The following is a 16449-nucleotide window of genomic DNA, read 5'->3' as shown; positions in this document are numbered from 1 at the left end:
GTGCGCCGGTCAGCGCGCGGTCAGACTCCAGATCAGTGCGAGCGCCGCCGCGGGGGCCAGCGCGCTCACTCCCCAGCGGATGGCCCGGTACTTGGCGGACAGGATCGAGCTGACGTCCACGGCCTGGACGAGCAGCCACCCGGTCAGGTCCCGCCCGGCCTCGGTGACCTCGGCGGACAGCCGCGCCACGTCGTGCGGAGGCAGCAGATCGCCGAAGTACGTCACCCCGGTCCGGCCGCGGATCGTGCCCGTACGCGGCATCAGCGCCCGGACCAGCGCGGTCACCGCGATCACCCAGAGCACGCCCGCGACGACGAGCATGGCGTCGGCCGCCCCGTGCCAGTCGGGCGCGCCGTGCCGGCTGATCAGGAACGCGGGCAGCGCCAGCGCCCCGGAGAGCAGGACGCCGGCCTTCGAGTCGGCCCGGCCGAGATCCTCCCTGACCGTGTTCAGCAACCGTTCCGCGATCCGTTCCCCCGCCCGGCCGTTCCCGTGCAGACCCCCGTCCGGCACGGGCCCGACCGGGTCGGGGGATGTGCGTGCGCCGCTGTCGGCGGTCATCAGTCCTCCTCCGCCCAGGACCAGCCGTCGTCCCGGTCCCGGCTCCGGCGGCGCGGCGGCTCCGGTACGGCGTCCTCGTCCTCCGGCGGGTAGGTCCTGCGCCGGGCCCGGGAGGGTGGTTCGTCGGCCACCCAGTCCGGCGTGAACCCCTCGGCCGGTGGCTGTTCGAGCCGCGGGTTCTCACGGCGCGCGGGCAGGGAGCCGATGGGTCCCTGGACGCGGTGGCGGCCCCGGTTGAGCAGCTCAAGCGCCTGCGTCTCCACGTCGGTGGACTGGATCTGGCCGCTGGCGACCATGTCGAAGAGCCGGTCGACGCGTTCCCTTTCGTCCTGTCTGCCCTCCTGACGGATCTTCTCCAGGAAGTCCTTGGCCGCCTGGGGTTCGGCCGCCAGCATGTAACTGAGCTGGTCCAGCTCCCCGCCCTGGAGCATGGCCCGGAACCTGTTCTGGTGGACCCGCGTCACCTCGGCCGAGGCGTGCGCGTCCCGGATGTCGTCCATGTGATGGATCGTTCTGTCGTCCACCCGCAGCCGTACGTACAGTCGTACCCGCAGGCCGAATTCGGAACCCAGGTCGTCCCAGCGCCCACCGGCGCAGTGCCGGGTGATGGCACGGTCGGCCTGTTCGGCCTGGGCCACCGGGAACTCCGAGGAGACCTCACGCAGCCGCTCCAGCGTCGGGGCGGTGAGCCGCTGCGCGACATCGGTCACCACCTCGGTGGCGACCAGATGGGGATCGGTCACCGTCCAGTGGATGTCCACCTCGGCCTTGAAGAAGGTGGTGCCGCCCGCGGCCGGCAGCTCCAACTGAAGCGTCGTCACGAACGTGCCGAGCGCGATCTCGCAGACGGTCCGCGCCCTGGCCAGCGCCGGCTTGTCGTAGTGCTGGACGCCGGAGACGGTGGCCACGCTGTAGCCGCCGTTCCGGTAGAACAGCACCGAGGCGGTACGGGCGCCCGTCTGCCGGAACGAACCCGTCGGCGCGTACTCCCGCAGGAACGGGCCCGCGGGTCCCGGGCCGTCGGCCGCGCCCCGGTCGGCCGCGTCCCGGTCCGCCGCGCCCCGGTCCGGCGCCACGCCCTCGTCCTCAGCCATGCCTCTCCTCCTCGCCCGTCCGGTCCGGCGACGGGACGGCGAGCCACCACAAGGAGCGCGCCTGCGCGTCGGGGAGCGGATTCTCCGGATCGTTCATCATTCGGCGCAGCAGCCAGTCCAGCCGCCGCTGGTCGTGCTCCTCGGCCGCCAGCGCGGGCAGCAGCGCCGCCAGCCCCGGCCTGGCCCACTCGCTGCCGTCCTTGCGCACGGCCGAGCGCAGCAGGGTCTCCAGCGCGTCCATGGCCACGTCCTTCGACCGCGCGGTGTTCAGCGCCGTCCACAGCAAGTCGGCCATCGGGCGGACGAGTTCGGGGCGGGTGGCGGCGAGGGCGAGCGGCAGCGGCCAGTCGCCGCGGTCGCCCAGCGGGGAGCCGGGCTCGGCGGCCGGCACCTCGTCCACCCCGGTCACCGCCAGCCGGACGGTGGTCACCAGCCCGAGGTCCTGGTACGCCTCGTGCCGGTGGTGGGTCCAGTCGGACATCCGCCGCAGCACCTTCGCGACATCCGGCAGCGCCAGCAGCCGGACGACATTGAACGAGGCGACCGCCAGCTGGTCCCCGTCGTCACGGACCCCGATCCGGGCCAGGGCGTCCAGCGCGTCGTCGGTCGAGGCCGCGGCGTTCCCGTAACCGAGCGCCATCGCCGCCGTCCAGCGCAGCGGCTTCGTCCCGTACCTGCTCCAGTCGTCGACCAGCTTGCGCACCGCCTTACGGTGCGAGGCGTGGCCGGCCGCCTGGTCCATCGCGGTGGCCGCGAAGATCCTCCGGCGCGGGGTGGCCGCCTCGGCGAGCGGCCGGATCAACTCCGCGTAACCGTGGTCGAAGTCCCGTACGCACAGCTCCCCGGCGGCCACCGCGGCGCGCATCCACACATGGGGGCGCGGATCGTCCGACAGCAGCCGCAGCCAGCGCACGACCGGCGCGCGTACCGGGAAGTGCCGCTCCCACAGCTCGGCCAGCACCGCGGCGGGCAGGGCCGAGCCCCGGTACCAGATCAGCCGCGCGTCCACCTCGGCGCCGGCCACCTCGACCCGGCCGTCGGTCAGTTCGGCGCGCGAGAGCGCCCGATCGGATTCCGGGTCGTCGCAGAACAGCGGGCGGGCCGGGGTGTTGTCCGGATCGCTCTGTACGGACAGTTCCCAGGTGAGCAGATGGGCGGCGGCGGCCACGGCGCTGTGCGGGGCGCCGCCGAGTACGGCGAGCGCGATACGGAACGCCACGGGGTGGAAGAGGGCCGCCGTACCCGACCGTCCCGGACCCGACTGCCCCGTGCCGGACTGCCCCGTGCCCCCGTCGGCGGCGGGGAGCGCGGTCAGCGCGCGGTCCACGCCGACGAACCACTCCTGGGCCTGGCCGGCGGCGAGGCTCCGGCAGCCGGACAGCAACTCGTCGTAGGAGAGGTCCCCGAGCAGATGCCCGGCCAGCAGCGACGCGAGCAACTCGGCCTCGGCGGGGCGCAGATCCTTCAGCCCGACGGCGTCGCGGACCTCCTCGCGCTCGGCCAGTTCCTCGGCGGCGGTGAGCAGGTCTTCCGGGCGGGGGCCGTGGTCCGGGGCTCCGGCGGCGAGGTCCGGGGCTCCGGCGGCGAGGTCCTCCCGCCCTTCCCGGCGCTCCTCCAGCTTCTCCCGCAGCCGGGTCGTGAGGAGTTCCTGGGTGGGCGCGGGCGGGCAGATCATCCCGTACCGCCCGGTGAGCAGCGGGTTCGCCGCCGACCCGAGCGTCACGACGATCACCGCGAAGGCCGCGCACCCGTCCAGCGCCGCGGCGAGCCCGTCCAGGTCCATCGCGTCCGGCGGCAGCGAACCGGGCTTGGTCAGGGCGAGTTCCAGCAGATATCCGGTGCCGTGCCGGTCCTCCGCGCCCTCGCCGCTCAGTAGGTCGGCCAGCCGCCGCACGCCACCGTCCGGACCGACCCGCGACACCCGCGGTCCTGACCCGGGCTCCGCGCCCGCGCCGGCCGTGACCTCGTCGAGGAGGGAGAGCGCGGTGCTCGTACGTCCGGTGCCGGGCGCGGCGCCGAGGACGAGGAGTCGGCGGGCGGTGAGCGCGTTGCGCAGCCGTACGTACCCCTGCGGTTCGACATGGACCCGGCGCAGGCCGCGCAGTTCGTCCTCGGGTACGGGCCCGCTGCGCATCCCCGCACCGGACGGGCGGGAGTCCAGCCGCAGATGGATATCGCCGATATGGGCGCTCTGGATAAAGGAACGGTCGAAGCTGTTCAGATCCCGACCGGTGTCGAACAGCATCCGGGTGGCGTGCCGGGCCCGCGAGGCGGCGGCCAGATCGGTGGGGCCGTCGTCGCCCTGCTCCTCGGCGAGGGGGTCGCGGGTGTGCTCCTTGAACCGCCCGGTGACACGCTCCCGTTCGCGCTCCCGTTCTTCCCGCTCGCGTTCTTCCTTCTCGCGTTCCTCCTTCCCCTGCTCGTCCTTGTCGCGCTCGTCCTTGTCCCTCCCGTCCCTGTCCTTCCCGTCCCTGTCACTCCCGTTCTTGTCCCGCTCGTTCTTGCCCTTTTCGGCGGCCTTGCTGTCGGCGGAGCCGCCGTCACCACCGGCGCGGCCCTCTTCCGCGCGGGGCCTGTCGTCCCTGGGGCGCTCGTCGGGCCGGGGTGCGCGCTCGGGGGCTCCGGCCGCCCGCTGTTCGTCGGACATGAGGCTCAGCCCTCCTGCCGGGGAGTGATCCGTCCGATGTGCACGGGCTGCTGGTAGACGTTGTCGGAGTGCTGGGACATGTCGCCGTGGACGGTGTAGTGGGCGCCGGGGGTACGGGGATCCGCGACGGATGGCGGATCAGCGGCGGGCGGCGTATCCGAGGCGAGAGGCTGATCGCCGGCGGGCGGGGGATCACTGACGGGCGGCGGACCATCGACGGGTGCCGCATGCGCATCCGCCGTCGCAGTCGGCGGATCACCGGCCGGGATCACCGGAGCGGTCCGCCCGGGAAGGTGGAACCAGGCGCTGACATCGCCTTCCTTGAGCTTCAGGCGGGCCGGGGCGTAGTGCGCGGGCTCGATGAACTTGCCGCCGCTGCTGACCACGTCCTCGTACAGCGCGTCCGAGACCACCAGCACGAGATCGGCGCGCGCGGCGTCCAACAGCCGCCGCGCCACGGGGGAGTCGGCGAGGCGGCAGGCGAGATCGACCGCGCGCCCGCTGATGCCCCGGTCGTCGTGCCGGACGGGGCCGACATGCATGCCCACCCGCAGCCCCAGCGGTACGCGCAGGGCGCGGTTCTCGTCCCGCAGATTCTCGTGCACCTCGACCAGCCACAGCCCGAGCAGCCGGGTCACCGCGATCCGGCCGGCCACCGCCAGCAGCACACCGTCGCCTCGGTCCTCCATGTGGACGGCGTCGCGGGCCACTCTGGCGTGGGTGAACGCCGCCTCCAGCACCCGGTAGATCCGGGCCCGCATACGTGGCTTGTCCACGTCGTCGTACTCCCCGGAGCGCCGCGCGTCGACGCTGATCACCAACTCGTAGCGCGCCTCGGCGACATCCATCCCGTCGTGGTCCACCCCGTGCCCCCTGTCCTGTTCGCTTGCCGTCCCCCCTCAGCCTCGCGCCCGGGACGAAGGCCGTCTGTAGCCGTTTACACACACCGGCCCGGTCCTCCGCCCCGTCCTCTACTCCGGTCTCCCCTCCGGTCTCCCCTCCTGATGGCCGTCGGCGAGGAGGGCGAGCAGAGCGGGGTCGAGGATCTCCACTCTTCGGTTGCCCGTGCGCACGATCTGCTGGCCGCGCAGCAGCCGCAGGGCCTTGGCGACGGCTTCCCGGGTGGCTCCGACGGTGGCGGCCAGCTCGTCCTGGGCCAGATGTACGACGGTGCCCGCGGGTGATGTCCCCGTGACGGAGGCGCTCGTCACGGAGGGCCTTGGCACGGAGGGGCGCGCCGCTGCGGGGGCCGGCACGGAGGGCGTCGGTACGGAGGGCGTCGGCACGGAGGGCGCGTACGGCCCGGAAGGTTCGGCCTGTGACAGCTCGGTGAGCCGGCTGGCCAGGCGCTGCAGAACCGTGAGAGAGGCGAGCGCCGACCGCTCCTGATCGGCGCTGCGGAGCCGGAAGGTGAGCTGACGTATGACCAGACCGCTGACCCGCGGGTGCAGTGCGAGAAAGCGCCGGAACGCGTCCCCGGAGATGACCTGCGCCTCGACGGGCCCGAGCGCGCGCACGGTGGCGCTGCGGGGATGGCTGTCCAGCGCGGCCATCTCACCGAGCAGTTCACCGGGGCCGCGCAGCCCCAGAATCAGCCGGGTGGCGCCCCGGTCCGTGGCCACGGAAACGGTCACCCAGCCCTGAAGTATGATCATGACGTGAGTGGACCGGTCGCCCTCCGCCAGGAGATGGGCGTCGGCCGCGTAGCGCTTCCGGTTCCCGAGAGCCATTACGCTCTCGTTCTCCCGGTCGGTCAGCGCACGCGCGAACGCCAACTCATCGCCGAGCAGCCCCATGGCCACTCCCCCCACGGCAGTCAGGACGCTGTTTTTCGTGTGGCGTTGATGGTCCCAGAGTGACGTTCTGGTGGGAGCGGAACGCGCCAACTTGCCCATACTGGCCGGTAATCACCGAACTGCCAGCTAGAGGGCCCAAGCGCCCCGAACCCCGGTCACCCCGCCACCCCTCGAACCATGCACCACCCCGTCCACTCCCGCCGCCCCGCCCTCCGATCCCGCCGACGACCCGGAGGTCAGGCCCCCCACACGAGCGAACCGGACGCACCGACGGGACAAACCGGGCGGCAAAAACGGACTTGGCGGAAACTCAGGTTTCGCCCAGCCGAGGCCGGACCCGGGTGGCGTCCGCCGCGGTCCGGAACCGATTCAGCCGGCCGGCCGCCGGCCGAGGGCCGGACCGAGCTTGGTGGCCGCGTCGGGCGTCGTCCGCCCCGGGGGCGGGCCCGGGGGCGGACGGGACTTCGGACTTACTCGTCTAGCGTGTGGCGAGCCGTTCCAGCAGGGCAGCGCTCCGTGCCAGCAACACCCGCTCCTCGTCCGTGAGTTCGGCCTCGATGGCCTGCGCGAGCCAGCCGGCCCTGCGGCCGCGCTCCGCTTCGAGTGCGGCCCGGCCCGCGTCGGACAGTTCGACCAGCGACTTGCGGCCGTCCGTGGGGTGCGCCCGGCGCGTGATCAGGTTCTGCTCCATGAGCAGCCCCACCGCCCGCGCCATCGACTGGGGGCGTACGCGCTGATCGGCGGCGAGGTCGCTGGTGGTCATGGCGCCATTGCGGTCGAGTGCACCGAGTACGGCGACCTGGCCCAGCGGGATGCGGTCCTCGTGTTTGACGCGTCGGGTGAGCTTGCCCATCGCGGTGCGCAGTTCGGCGGCGATGGCGGCGGCTTCCGGGGTGGGCATAGGGCACTTTACCCCGTTGGTCAGCAAAGCTGTGCACCTGACCTGTACAGCAATGCTGTACAGCCAAACTGAACAGCATTGCTGTAGGGTTTGGTTGTCGGGCTCAGCGCCAGCGTTGTCGCAGCCGGGGCCACGGCACACGACAACGGGAAGGACCTCCCATGTCCGCAAAGGCAGTCGGAACCGTCAACGCTGCCATCGAGACCGCCACCGCCCGCCGGATCATCGACAGCCGGGGCAACCCGACGGTCGAGGTCGACGTCGTCCTGGCGGACGGGTCCCTGGGGCGCGCGGCTGTCCCCTCCGGTGCCTCCACCGGTGCCCGGGAGGCCGTGGAACTGCGCGACGGGGACTCCGCGCGCTGGCACGGCAAGGGCGTCGACCGCGCGGTGGCCCATGTCAACGGGGAGATCGCGGCGTCGGTGTGCGGCCTGGACGCGGCGGACCAGGCGGGTCTCGACGCCGCGCTGATCGCCCTCGACGGCACCACCACGAAGTCCCGGCTCGGCGCCAACGCGATCCTCGGCGTGTCCCTCGCCACCGCCAAGGCTGCCGCGGCGGCCCACCGCCGGCCCCTCTACCGCTACCTCGGCGGCGCCGACGCCCACCTCCTGCCGCTGCCGATGATGAACATCGTCAACGGCGGCGCCCACGCCGACAATCCGCTGGATTTCCAGGAGTTCATGATCGCGCCGGTGGGCGCGGACACCTTCGCCGAAGCCGTCCGCATGGGCAGCGAGGTCTTCCACACCCTGCGCCGCGATCTGCTGGCCGCCGGGCATTCCACGGCCGTCGGCGACGAGGGTGGCTTCGCGCCCGCGCTGCGTACCGCTGAGGAGGCGCTCGACTTCGTGATGACCGCCATCGAACGCACCGGCTACCGCCCCGGCACGGACATCGGCCTGGTCATGGACCCGGCGTCGTCGGAGTTCTTCCGCGACGGGGTGTACGACTACGCGGGCGAGGGGGTGCGCCGTACCCCCTCCGAGAACGCCGACTACCTGGCCGGGCTCATCGACGCCTACCCGGTCGTCTCCATCGAGGACCCGATGGCGGAGAACGACCTGGACGGCTGGCGCGAGCTGACCGCCCGCGTCGGCGACCGCTGTCAGCTCACCGGCGACGACGTGTTCTGCACCAACGAGACGCTGTTGCGCGAGGGTATCCGCACCGGCGTCGGCAACTCGGTCCTGGTCAAGGTGAATCAGATCGGGACCCTGACCCAGGCGCTGGCCGCGGTGGCCACGGCCCACCAAGCGGGCTGGACGGCTGTCATGTCGCACCGTTCGGGCGAGACGGAGGACACCACCATCGCGGATCTGGCGGTGGCGACCGGCTGCGGTCAGATCAAGACCGGTTCGCTCTCCCGCTCCGACCGCACGGCGAAGTACAACCAGTTGATCCGGATCGAAGAGGAGCTGGGCGACGCGGCGCGCTTCGCGGGCCGCTCGGCACTGCGTCGGACGTGAACAGCGGACAGAGGTAGAGCCCCCGCGGGCCCCCGGATCACGATCGAGGGTCACATGGTCGCTAAATCGGACGCACGTACTGCGGGTGAATGTGCGGAGAGTGCGATACGTCCGGGCCGAGGTACCGGCACTCTGCTGGGGGTTGATCTCAGCGGCGCCCGCGGCGGGGGACCGTGTGGTGACAGCCGGGGGGAGCACATGTGACGGCTGAAGGAGACCGCGGCGCTTCCGCCGCGTCGTCGGCCTCCGCGCCCGCGCGTCGTCCGGCCGACGGGGTCGGGCAGCGAGGCGTGCCGCGGCACGTCGCCTGCGTCATGGACGGGAACGGACGGTGGGCAGCGCAGCGGTCGTTACCGCGTACGTCGGGTCATCGCGCGGCCGAGGCGACGGTGATCGACGTCATCGAGGCGGCGCGGACGGCGGGGGTGGAGTGGCTGAGCCTGTACGCGTTCTCCACCGAGAACTGGCAACGTCCGGGCAGCGAGGTCGACTTCCTCATGCGGCTGGTGCGCCGCGTCGTACGCAAACACGCACCGCTGCTGCACGCGCGCGGCATCCGCTGCCGGTTCCTCGGCGTGGCGGACCCGCGGATCCCCGTACCGCTGGCCCGGGACTTCGCCGATCTGATGACGCTGACCGGCAGGAACCGGGGCATGACCCTGACCGTGGCGTTCGATCACGGCGGACGCAGGGACATCGTCGAGGCGGCACGGTCGCTCATCCGCAGCGGGGTGGCGGCCGATGCCGTCGACGAGCGGCGCTTCGCCGCTCATCTGCCCTTCCCCGACACACCCGATGTGGATCTCGTCATCCGGACCTCCGGCGAACAGCGCATCTCCAACTTCATGCTCTGGCACGTGGCCTACGCCGAAATGATCTTCCCGCCGGTGCTCTGGCCCGACTTCCGCGCGCCGCACTTCCTGGAGTGCCTGCACACCTACCAGCAACGCGATCGCCGCTTCGGCGGCGTCACGCCGAAGGCGAACGGAGAACCTCACCCGTGACGGACACACGGCCGACCCCCGAAACGCAGCCCGAAACGCCACCCGGCACGCCACCCGAAACACCACACGGCACGTCACCCGAAACACCACCCGGCGCACCGTCCGAAGCACCACCTGGCGCACCACACGGCGCACCACCCGAAACACCGCCCGGCCCCCTGTTCGGCCCCGACTCGCAGTTCCAGCGGTTCTTCAACGATCCGCGCTGGGGACTGGCCATACTCAGAGCCACGGTGCTGGAAGCCGCTCACCCGCAGATCGGCGCCGCCCTGATCGACAACTCGACGTTCGTGGCGCACCCGTGGCGACGGCTGCGCAACACCCTCGTGAGCCTGCAGCGCATGTTCGGCCCCGACGAGGACACGCGGCGGAGGGAGGCGGCCCGGCTCAACCGTCTGCACGCGCGGCTGAGCGGTACGGACGCGCAGAACCGGCCGTACGACGCGATGGACCCGCAGGTCCGTGCCTGGGTGGTCGCGACGCTGTTCGAGAGCTCCGTCACCATGTGCCGGCTGGGCGGGCAGCCGCTCGACCAGGCCACCATGAAACAGCTCTACGCCGAATTCCAGGCGTTCCTCGCCGCCTTCGGGGATGAGGGCGGCCATCTGCCGCCCACGTTAAGGGAGTTCTGGCAGTACTACGACCACATGGTCCAGGAGGAGCTGGAGAACACGGAGGCGCTGCGCATCATCCTCTACAAGCTCTTCGACCATCTCCCGGCGCCGCCGCTGCTGGACGGCCTGCCCACCGTGTGGGCGGCCGGCCGCGCGCTCGCGGGCCCGGTCATCGGCACGGTCACCGTGGCGTCCCTCCCCGAACCCTTCCGCCGGCGGGCCGGTCTGCCCGAAATCCCCGGCGCCCAGGCGCTGATGCAGAGCGCCTACGTGGCCGCCGGCCTGGCGCGCTTCCTGCCCGACGGCTGGCTCCGGACCGAGAACGTCACCAGCCTGCTCTACCTGTCCCCGGACGGCGACGACCCCCGCGCGGCGACGCTCAACGCGCTGCGCGGCCGGATGAAACGGGCCGGCGCCCTGTTCCGGCTGGTCACGCCCTTTCCGGCGGAGCACGACGCAACAGAGGGGACCGGGCCGCGGCGGGATGCCGACGAATTCTTCACGGCGGTGCTCGACCAGACCGGCGACGGCTACCTGGACTGGCCCGATCTCGCCGCCATGGCACGGGAGTTGTCCACTCGCATCGATCTGGACGAACCGGCCGAGACCGAGCTCTACCGCGCGTACGCCGAGTGGTGGAAGGAACTCCAGGCGGCGCTCGACACCGACGGCGACGGCCGCGTCAGCAAGGAGGAGTACGCCGCCGGTGTCCCCTCCCTCGCCGGGCCCGCGCTGATCAGGGTCGCCGAGGTGCTCTTCAGCGCCACCGATGCGGACGGCAACCAGCTCATCGACGCGGACGAGTACCGGGCCCTGTTCCGGACGGGGTTCCACCGCACCGTGGCCGGCGCCGAGGCAACGTACTCCCGCAGCGCGTTCGTGAAGGACTTCCTCTCCTTCATGTCGGGTCGTGAGCGCTCGACCGCTTTCGACCCGCTGCTCGCCGAGGCGTAGGGAGGACACCCCCGGACTGTTCGACACGGCCCGGCGTGAGGCTGATCCGTGCACCGGACCGGCGGCTAGGCGGGCATGACGCCTTGGATACGGGAGAGCGTGAAGACACGTTCATCGTTCCGCAGGTGGCACCAGGCCCGCAGATAGGGCGGGTCCAGGTACAGATCGCTGAGGCTTCGTACGGTGCGGCTTCCCGAGGCGGCGACGTACTCGACGGTGATCGCCTGGCCGGCGTCGACGGCATGGGCCAGCTGACGTACGTCGGTGAGGGACAGCGTGCTTGCGCACCCAGCGATGATCTCCTCGGTGCCGGTGCCGAAGGGGATCCCGTTGCCCGGGTCCGGGTCCGGCGCCGGGCCGCTCGCCGGGGACTCCCGCAGCCTGACCGCCAGCGCCCGCAGGCCGTCGGCCGACTCCCCAACCCGCTTCATCCGCACGGCCGGTCGCCGTGCGCCGGCGGTGCCCCGGGCGACGCGAGGAGATGGGACCGGCGCGGTGGCACGGTGCTGCTCGGCCTTTTCGATACGGACGGTCCCGTCGAGGGTCTCGGCGACGGGCGCGTAGCCCTCGGCCCGGAGTGCCGCGAGGGTCTCGTCGAGTGGCGTACGGCTGACCAGCACGGTCGGTGCCAATTGCCGCAGGCCCAGCCGCGCGAGCTTGCGGTGGACGGTGAGCTCGGCCAGAAGCGCGGGTTCCGCACCGTGGATCACGCAGGCGGCGGGCGCGAGGCGAACGTGTCCGTGGCGGCGCGCGATATCGGCGATCAGATACGTCAGCGGCTGCGGCAGCGGCCCGGCCGCGACAGCGGTCAGGTCGGCCGTGATGCCGTCGGGCGCGCACCCGGTGTCCAGTGCACGGCGAACGCTGCCGGGACTGAACCGCCAGACCGATGCCGTGCCGCCGGCCTCCCGGTCCGCGACGGAGTCCAGAAGCGCGGTGAGCCGGGCGGAGGGAGTCCCGGCGGTGACGGCCGTGAGATCGGCGCCGATGAGGGCCGTCTCGGTGGCAGCGGGCAGCAGCTGTCGTGTACCGGCGAGGAGTTCTTCCGCGTCGTCGGCGAGCAGGGCGGCGCCGATGCGGGACAAGGCACCACGGGCGAGGACGCCGAGCAGTTCCGCTTCCCGGATGACGGTGGCGAACGGCGTTGTGTCCTGTGGCAGTTGGTCGGCGAGGGGACGGTGCCAGGCGACCAGCGGTCCCAGATCCTCGGACGCCTGCCGCACACCCTGGCCGGCCGGGAGGTTCGCCGCGGCGGCGAGCAGCCCGTGCCGGGCCTGTACGCAGCCGTTGCAGGGCGGTGTCCCGGTGATCGCGGGAAGGGACTTGCCCTCCTCGTCGCGGGCCTGGGCAGGGGTGAGCGGCAGCGCCCACCATGTCCGGAGCAGCAACGGGACCCGTTCCCCTGGCTCAAGCGCCGCCCAGGAGTCGTACTCCTCGGTAACCGGAACGAGATCGCCCTCCCTGGCCAGCAGCCCGGCCGCGTACGCCGCCTCCAGCACGACGCGCACCACGGTCCCGTCGCACCGCGCCGCCTTGCCGATACGTACCAGCTCACGGACCCCGACCCCGCCGGACCGCAGCCTGCCCGGCGGCCTGGCCGCACACACCGACAACACGGAGGCGGCATGAGCGGCGAACGCGGTGACCGCGGCCGCCGCCTCCCGCTCCACATCCTCCGTGGTGACCGGCAGCAGCCGGGCGAGAGGCGGTACGGGATCGAACGGTGCGCGCCAGTCCGGGCCGCGCAGCGCCATCGCCACCTGGGCGGGCATCAGCGCGGCTCCGTTCCCGTACCGGTGCCGTTCCTGGACCAACAGTCCTCTGTCCAGCGCCCACCGGGCACCCGGCTCGGCGCGCGGCTCCGGGCCCCCGAACATGACGAACTGCCGCCGTCGGAACTCGGGCTCGGCCAGACGTTCAAGCAGCGTGCGGGTCGCCGCGGGTGCCTGGGCGACCACGGCGGTGACGCGGTCAGGATCGCTGTGGTGGTCCACCAGGTCCGTGAGCCGCCGCTGCTTGGTGCCGGGCGGCTTGAGGCCCAGCGCCGCCAGCATGCCGCGCAGTTCGTCCGAGTTCAGGCCCGCCAACAACTCCGAGACCGGCGGGTCCAGTCCCAAAGGCGCGTCCCATGCCTGCCTCAAGGGTGCCGTCATGTGGAGCGCCCCGCTGCCGTCGGACCAGACCAGCGCGTGATCGGCCAGCACTTCCAGCGCCGCGTCCAGCCTTGGGGCGTCTTCCTCGTCCACCACTCCGAGCAGGTTCCCGAGCGCGTCACGCGTCGCGGGCGCCCCCAACGCGGCCAGCGCCTCAGCCACCTGCAGATACGGCAGCGCGAGCCGGGGCAGTACCAGCGCCACCGACCCCGGACGCTGCAACCGGTCCGCCAACTCGCCCACCGACCGCGGCTCCGGCAGAGCCACGGCGTCCGAACGCGCCGCCATCACCCGTTCCAGGCGCGGGACATCAAGGCCCCGCAACCATGCCGCCAGCGATGATCCACCTGACTTACCGATGAGGACACCTCATCCCGTACGAGGAACAACACCACCGGCCGACCAGCGCCGTACGGCCATCAAGAATGGCGCATCCAGCCCCCACCGCGCACCACACGGCGGCGACGGCCGAGACGAAGAACGTCGAAGGGCCCCACCGCGAACGGTGGGGCCCTTCGACATCGTGCCCGGTGAGGCACTGGCGGAGGATACGAGATTCGAACTCGTGAGGGGTTGCCCCCAACACGCTTTCCAAGCGTGCGCCCTAGGCCACTAGGCGAATCCTCCGCGGCAAACAATACAAGACGCCGGGGAGTGCTCGCGAACTCGATCCGGGCCTCCGGGATCAGGTACTGTGGGCGGAGCCCCTCACGTGGCGCTATCTGACTGAACTCCCCCAGGGCCGGAAGGCAGCAAGGGTAGGTCGGCTCTGGCGGGTGCGTGGGGGGCGCTTGCGTTGGGGGTGGTGGTAGGGGGGCGTTGTCGTAGCGGGCCGATATCGTCGTAGGTGTGTCGTCCCTTGCGCTGTACCGCCGTTATCGCCCCGAGTCATTCGCCGAGGTCATCGGGCAGGAGCATGTCACTGACCCGCTGCAGCAGGCCCTGCGGAACAACCGGGTCAATCACGCGTACCTGTTCAGTGGGCCGCGTGGCTGTGGGAAGACGACCAGTGCGCGCATCCTCGCGCGCTGTCTGAACTGCGAGCAGGGGCCGACGCCGACGCCGTGCGGTGAGTGCCAGTCCTGCAAGGACCTGGCCAGGAACGGGCCGGGGTCCATCGATGTGATCGAGATCGACGCCGCGTCGCACGGTGGTGTGGACGATGCCCGTGATCTTCGGGAGAAGGCGTTCTTCGGGCCCGCGAGCAGTCGTTACAAGATCTACATCATCGACGAGGCGCACATGGTCACGTCGGCGGGGTTCAACGCGCTGCTGAAGGTGGTCGAGGAGCCGCCGGAGCATCTCAAGTTCATCTTCGCGACCACGGAGCCCGAGAAGGTCATCGGCACGATCCGGTCGCGTACGCACCACTATCCGTTCCGGCTGGTCCCGCCGGGGACGCTGCGCGACTATCTCGGTGAGGTGTGCGGGAAGGAGCGGATCCCGGTCGAGGACGGGGTGCTGCCGCTGGTCGTACGGGCCGGTGGCGGGTCCGTGCGTGACTCGATGTCCGTCATGGACCAGTTGCTCGCGGGCGCGGCCGAGGACGGTGTGACGTACGCCATGGCGACGGCCCTCCTCGGTTATACGGACGGGTCGCTGCTCGACGCGGTGATGGACGCGTTCGCGGCGGGGGACGGCGCCGCGGCGTTCGAGGTCGTGGAGCAGGTCATCGAGGGCGGCAACGACCCGCGGCGCTTTGTCGCCGATCTGCTGGAGCGGCTGCGGGACCTGGTCATCTTGGCCGCCGTGCCGGATGCCGGGGAGAAGGGGCTGATCGACGCGCCCGCCGATGTCGTCGAGCGGATGCGGGCCCAGGCGTCGGTCTTCGGCGCGGCCGAGCTGAGCCGGGCGGCCGATCTCGTCAATACCGGGCTGACGGAAATGCGCGGGGCCACCTCGCCCCGGCTTCAGCTGGAGCTGATCTGCGCGCGGGTGCTGCTGCCCGCGGCCTTCGACGACGAGCGGTCGGTGCAGGCCCGGCTCGACCGGCTGGAGCGAGGGGCGGCCGCCGCCGCGTCGACTGCGGGGGCCGCGTTCTCGGCCGGGGGGCCCGGTCCCGCGACGAGGTACGTCCCCGGGCCCGCGGCGCACGCGCCCGTACCGCCCGCGATGCCCGGACCGGCCGCGCCCGCGTCCGTACCACCGGCCGTACCACCGGCCGTACCACCGGCCGTGCCGCATGCCGCGGCGGAGCCCACCGCTCCGCCGTCTGCCGCGCCCCCGTCGGCCCCCGCTCCCGCCCCGGCCCCCGCCGCCGAGCCGCAGCGGCCCGGCGCCTGGCCCTCCGCCGCGGCGCCGGAGGCTCCGGGGCGCCGTCCCGGTGGCTGGCCCACCGCCTCCACTCCGGGACAGGGACAGGGACAAGGGCAAGGACAGGGGGCCGCACCGACGCCGGGACCGGCGGCGCCCGCACCCGCCGCTCCCCAGCCCGGTGCCGCCGCGCCGGCCCCCGGTATGACGCAGGGCGCCGGCCAGGTACGGAACATGTGGCCGGACATCCTGGAGGCAGTGAAGAACCGCCGGCGTTTCACCTGGATCCTGCTCAGCCAGAACGCGCAGGTCGCGGGGTTCGACGGGACGACGCTCCAGGTCGGCTTCATCAACGCGGGCGCCCGGGACAACTTCACGAGCAGCGGCAGCGAGGACGTGCTCAAGCAGGCGCTCTCCGAGCAGTTCCATGTGCAGTGGAAGATCGAGGCGATCGTCGACCCGTCGGGCGGCACCGCCGCGCCCCCGTCGGGAGGAGGCGGCGGCGGAGGAGGCGGTTACGGTGGCCCCGGCGGCGCGGGCGCGCCCGGCTCCGGCGGTGGCTACGGAGGCGGTGGCTACGGAGGCGGCGGGGGGTACGGCGGCGGTGGCGGTTACGGAGGCGCCCCCTCCGCCTCGAACGCCACCCCGGCCGCCCCGCAGGCACAGCGTCCCGCCCAGCCCGCGCACGCGTCGCAGTCGTCGGCCGCCCCCGTATCCCAGGGCCCGACCGGTGCCGGTACGGCGCGACCCGAGCCGCAGCGCCAGAACGGACCCGACCGCTCGGACCGGCCCGACAACAGACCCGGCGCGCCCGCGAAGCCGCCGGTGGCACCGGAGGACGACATTCCGGAGGAGGACGATCCGGACCTCGTCGACTCCGCGCTCTCCGGCCATGAACTGATCGTGCGCGAGCTGGGAGCCACGGTTGTGGAGGAATACACAAACGAATAGCGGTCCGTCTTTCGGCGGCCCGTCCAAGGCCCGCACACGGAGCGGCGCCCTG

General features: G+C 72.3%; 11 protein-coding genes, 1 tRNA gene and 1 other RNA gene. 5 read left to right on the top strand and 8 right to left on the bottom strand.

Annotation, left to right across the window (positions count from 1 at the left end; genetic code table 11):
• Positions 1 to 9: 9 nt before the first annotated feature.
• From ACFRKB_RS16355 to ACFRKB_RS16330, 6 genes are all read right to left on the bottom strand, one after another.
• Positions 10 to 561: a Pycsar system effector family protein gene (locus ACFRKB_RS16355; protein WP_383106468.1), complete on the bottom strand. Its 552-nt coding sequence runs from the start codon at positions 559 to 561 to the stop codon at positions 10 to 12.
• On the bottom strand, positions 561 to 1655 hold the full coding sequence (locus tag ACFRKB_RS16350) for a hypothetical protein (RefSeq protein WP_383106466.1): 1095 nt from the start codon (positions 1653 to 1655) through the stop codon (positions 561 to 563). Before ACFRKB_RS16350 ends, ACFRKB_RS16355 begins: the two co-directional genes overlap by 1 nt.
• A complete protein-coding gene (locus ACFRKB_RS16345) occupies positions 1648 to 4302 on the bottom strand; it encodes a hypothetical protein (protein WP_383106465.1) in 2655 nt (884 codons plus the stop codon). The genes ACFRKB_RS16350 and ACFRKB_RS16345 overlap by 8 nt, the downstream gene beginning before the upstream one ends.
• Before the next feature lie 5 nt (positions 4303 to 4307).
• Positions 4308 to 5165, bottom strand: a complete 858-nt coding sequence (locus ACFRKB_RS16340) for a nucleotidyl cyclase domain-containing protein (protein WP_383106463.1) — start codon at positions 5163 to 5165, stop codon at positions 4308 to 4310.
• Positions 5166 to 5273: 108 nt separating this feature from the next.
• Positions 5274 to 6098 carry a cyclic nucleotide-binding domain-containing protein gene (locus ACFRKB_RS16335; protein WP_383106461.1) on the bottom strand — a complete coding sequence of 275 codons (825 nt, stop codon included), beginning with the start codon at positions 6096 to 6098 and terminating at the stop codon, positions 5274 to 5276.
• 478 nt (positions 6099 to 6576) lie between these two features.
• Positions 6577 to 6999, bottom strand: a complete 423-nt coding sequence (locus tag ACFRKB_RS16330; protein WP_383106460.1) for a MarR family winged helix-turn-helix transcriptional regulator — start codon at positions 6997 to 6999, stop codon at positions 6577 to 6579.
• A 161-nt stretch (positions 7000 to 7160) separates the two neighbouring features.
• Between ACFRKB_RS16330 and eno the strand changes: the two genes are divergently transcribed.
• The 3 genes from eno to ACFRKB_RS16315 all read left to right on the top strand — a co-directional run bounded on the left by eno (position 7161) and on the right by ACFRKB_RS16315 (position 11040).
• The gene (gene eno / locus ACFRKB_RS16325; RefSeq protein ID WP_383106458.1) at positions 7161 to 8468 is read left to right on the top strand and encodes a phosphopyruvate hydratase; all 1308 of its coding nucleotides are present in this window, start codon (positions 7161 to 7163) and stop codon (positions 8466 to 8468) included.
• Between the two features lie 290 nt (positions 8469 to 8758).
• Entirely contained in the window at positions 8759 to 9472 is a 714-nt protein-coding gene (gene uppS, locus ACFRKB_RS16320; RefSeq protein WP_383106695.1) for a polyprenyl diphosphate synthase, read from the top strand.
• Positions 9473 to 9630: 158 nt separating this feature from the next.
• On the top strand, positions 9631 to 11040 hold the full coding sequence (locus ACFRKB_RS16315; RefSeq protein ID WP_383106694.1) for an oxygenase MpaB family protein: 1410 nt from the start codon (positions 9631 to 9633) through the stop codon (positions 11038 to 11040).
• A gap of 65 nt (positions 11041 to 11105) precedes the next feature.
• Here ACFRKB_RS16315 and ACFRKB_RS16310 read toward each other — a convergent pair whose 3' ends face one another.
• Together ACFRKB_RS16310 and ACFRKB_RS16305 are read right to left on the bottom strand one after the other, a co-directional pair.
• Entirely contained in the window at positions 11106 to 13481 is a 2376-nt protein-coding gene (locus ACFRKB_RS16310; RefSeq protein ID WP_383106457.1) for a helicase-associated domain-containing protein, read from the bottom strand.
• A 251-nt stretch (positions 13482 to 13732) separates the two neighbouring features.
• Positions 13733 to 13820: transfer RNA gene (locus tag ACFRKB_RS16305), tRNA-Ser, on the bottom strand.
• 72 nt (positions 13821 to 13892) lie between these two features.
• On the opposite strand from ACFRKB_RS16305, the gene ffs reads away from it, so the two are divergent.
• Both ffs and ACFRKB_RS16295 read left to right on the top strand, forming a co-directional pair.
• Positions 13893 to 13991: signal recognition particle sRNA small type (gene ffs, locus ACFRKB_RS16300), an RNA gene on the top strand.
• 51 nt (positions 13992 to 14042) lie between these two features.
• Positions 14043 to 16397: a DNA polymerase III subunit gamma and tau gene (locus tag ACFRKB_RS16295; protein WP_383106456.1), complete on the top strand. Its 2355-nt coding sequence runs from the start codon at positions 14043 to 14045 to the stop codon at positions 16395 to 16397.
• Positions 16398 to 16449 lie beyond the last annotated feature (52 nt).

This window comes from Streptomyces scopuliridis (genome assembly GCF_042790125.1).
GTDB lineage: Bacteria > Actinomycetota > Actinomycetes > Streptomycetales > Streptomycetaceae > Streptomyces > Streptomyces scopuliridis_A.
The sequence above is the reverse complement of the archived record's forward strand: the minus strand, read 5'-3'. Positions and strand labels throughout refer to the sequence as shown.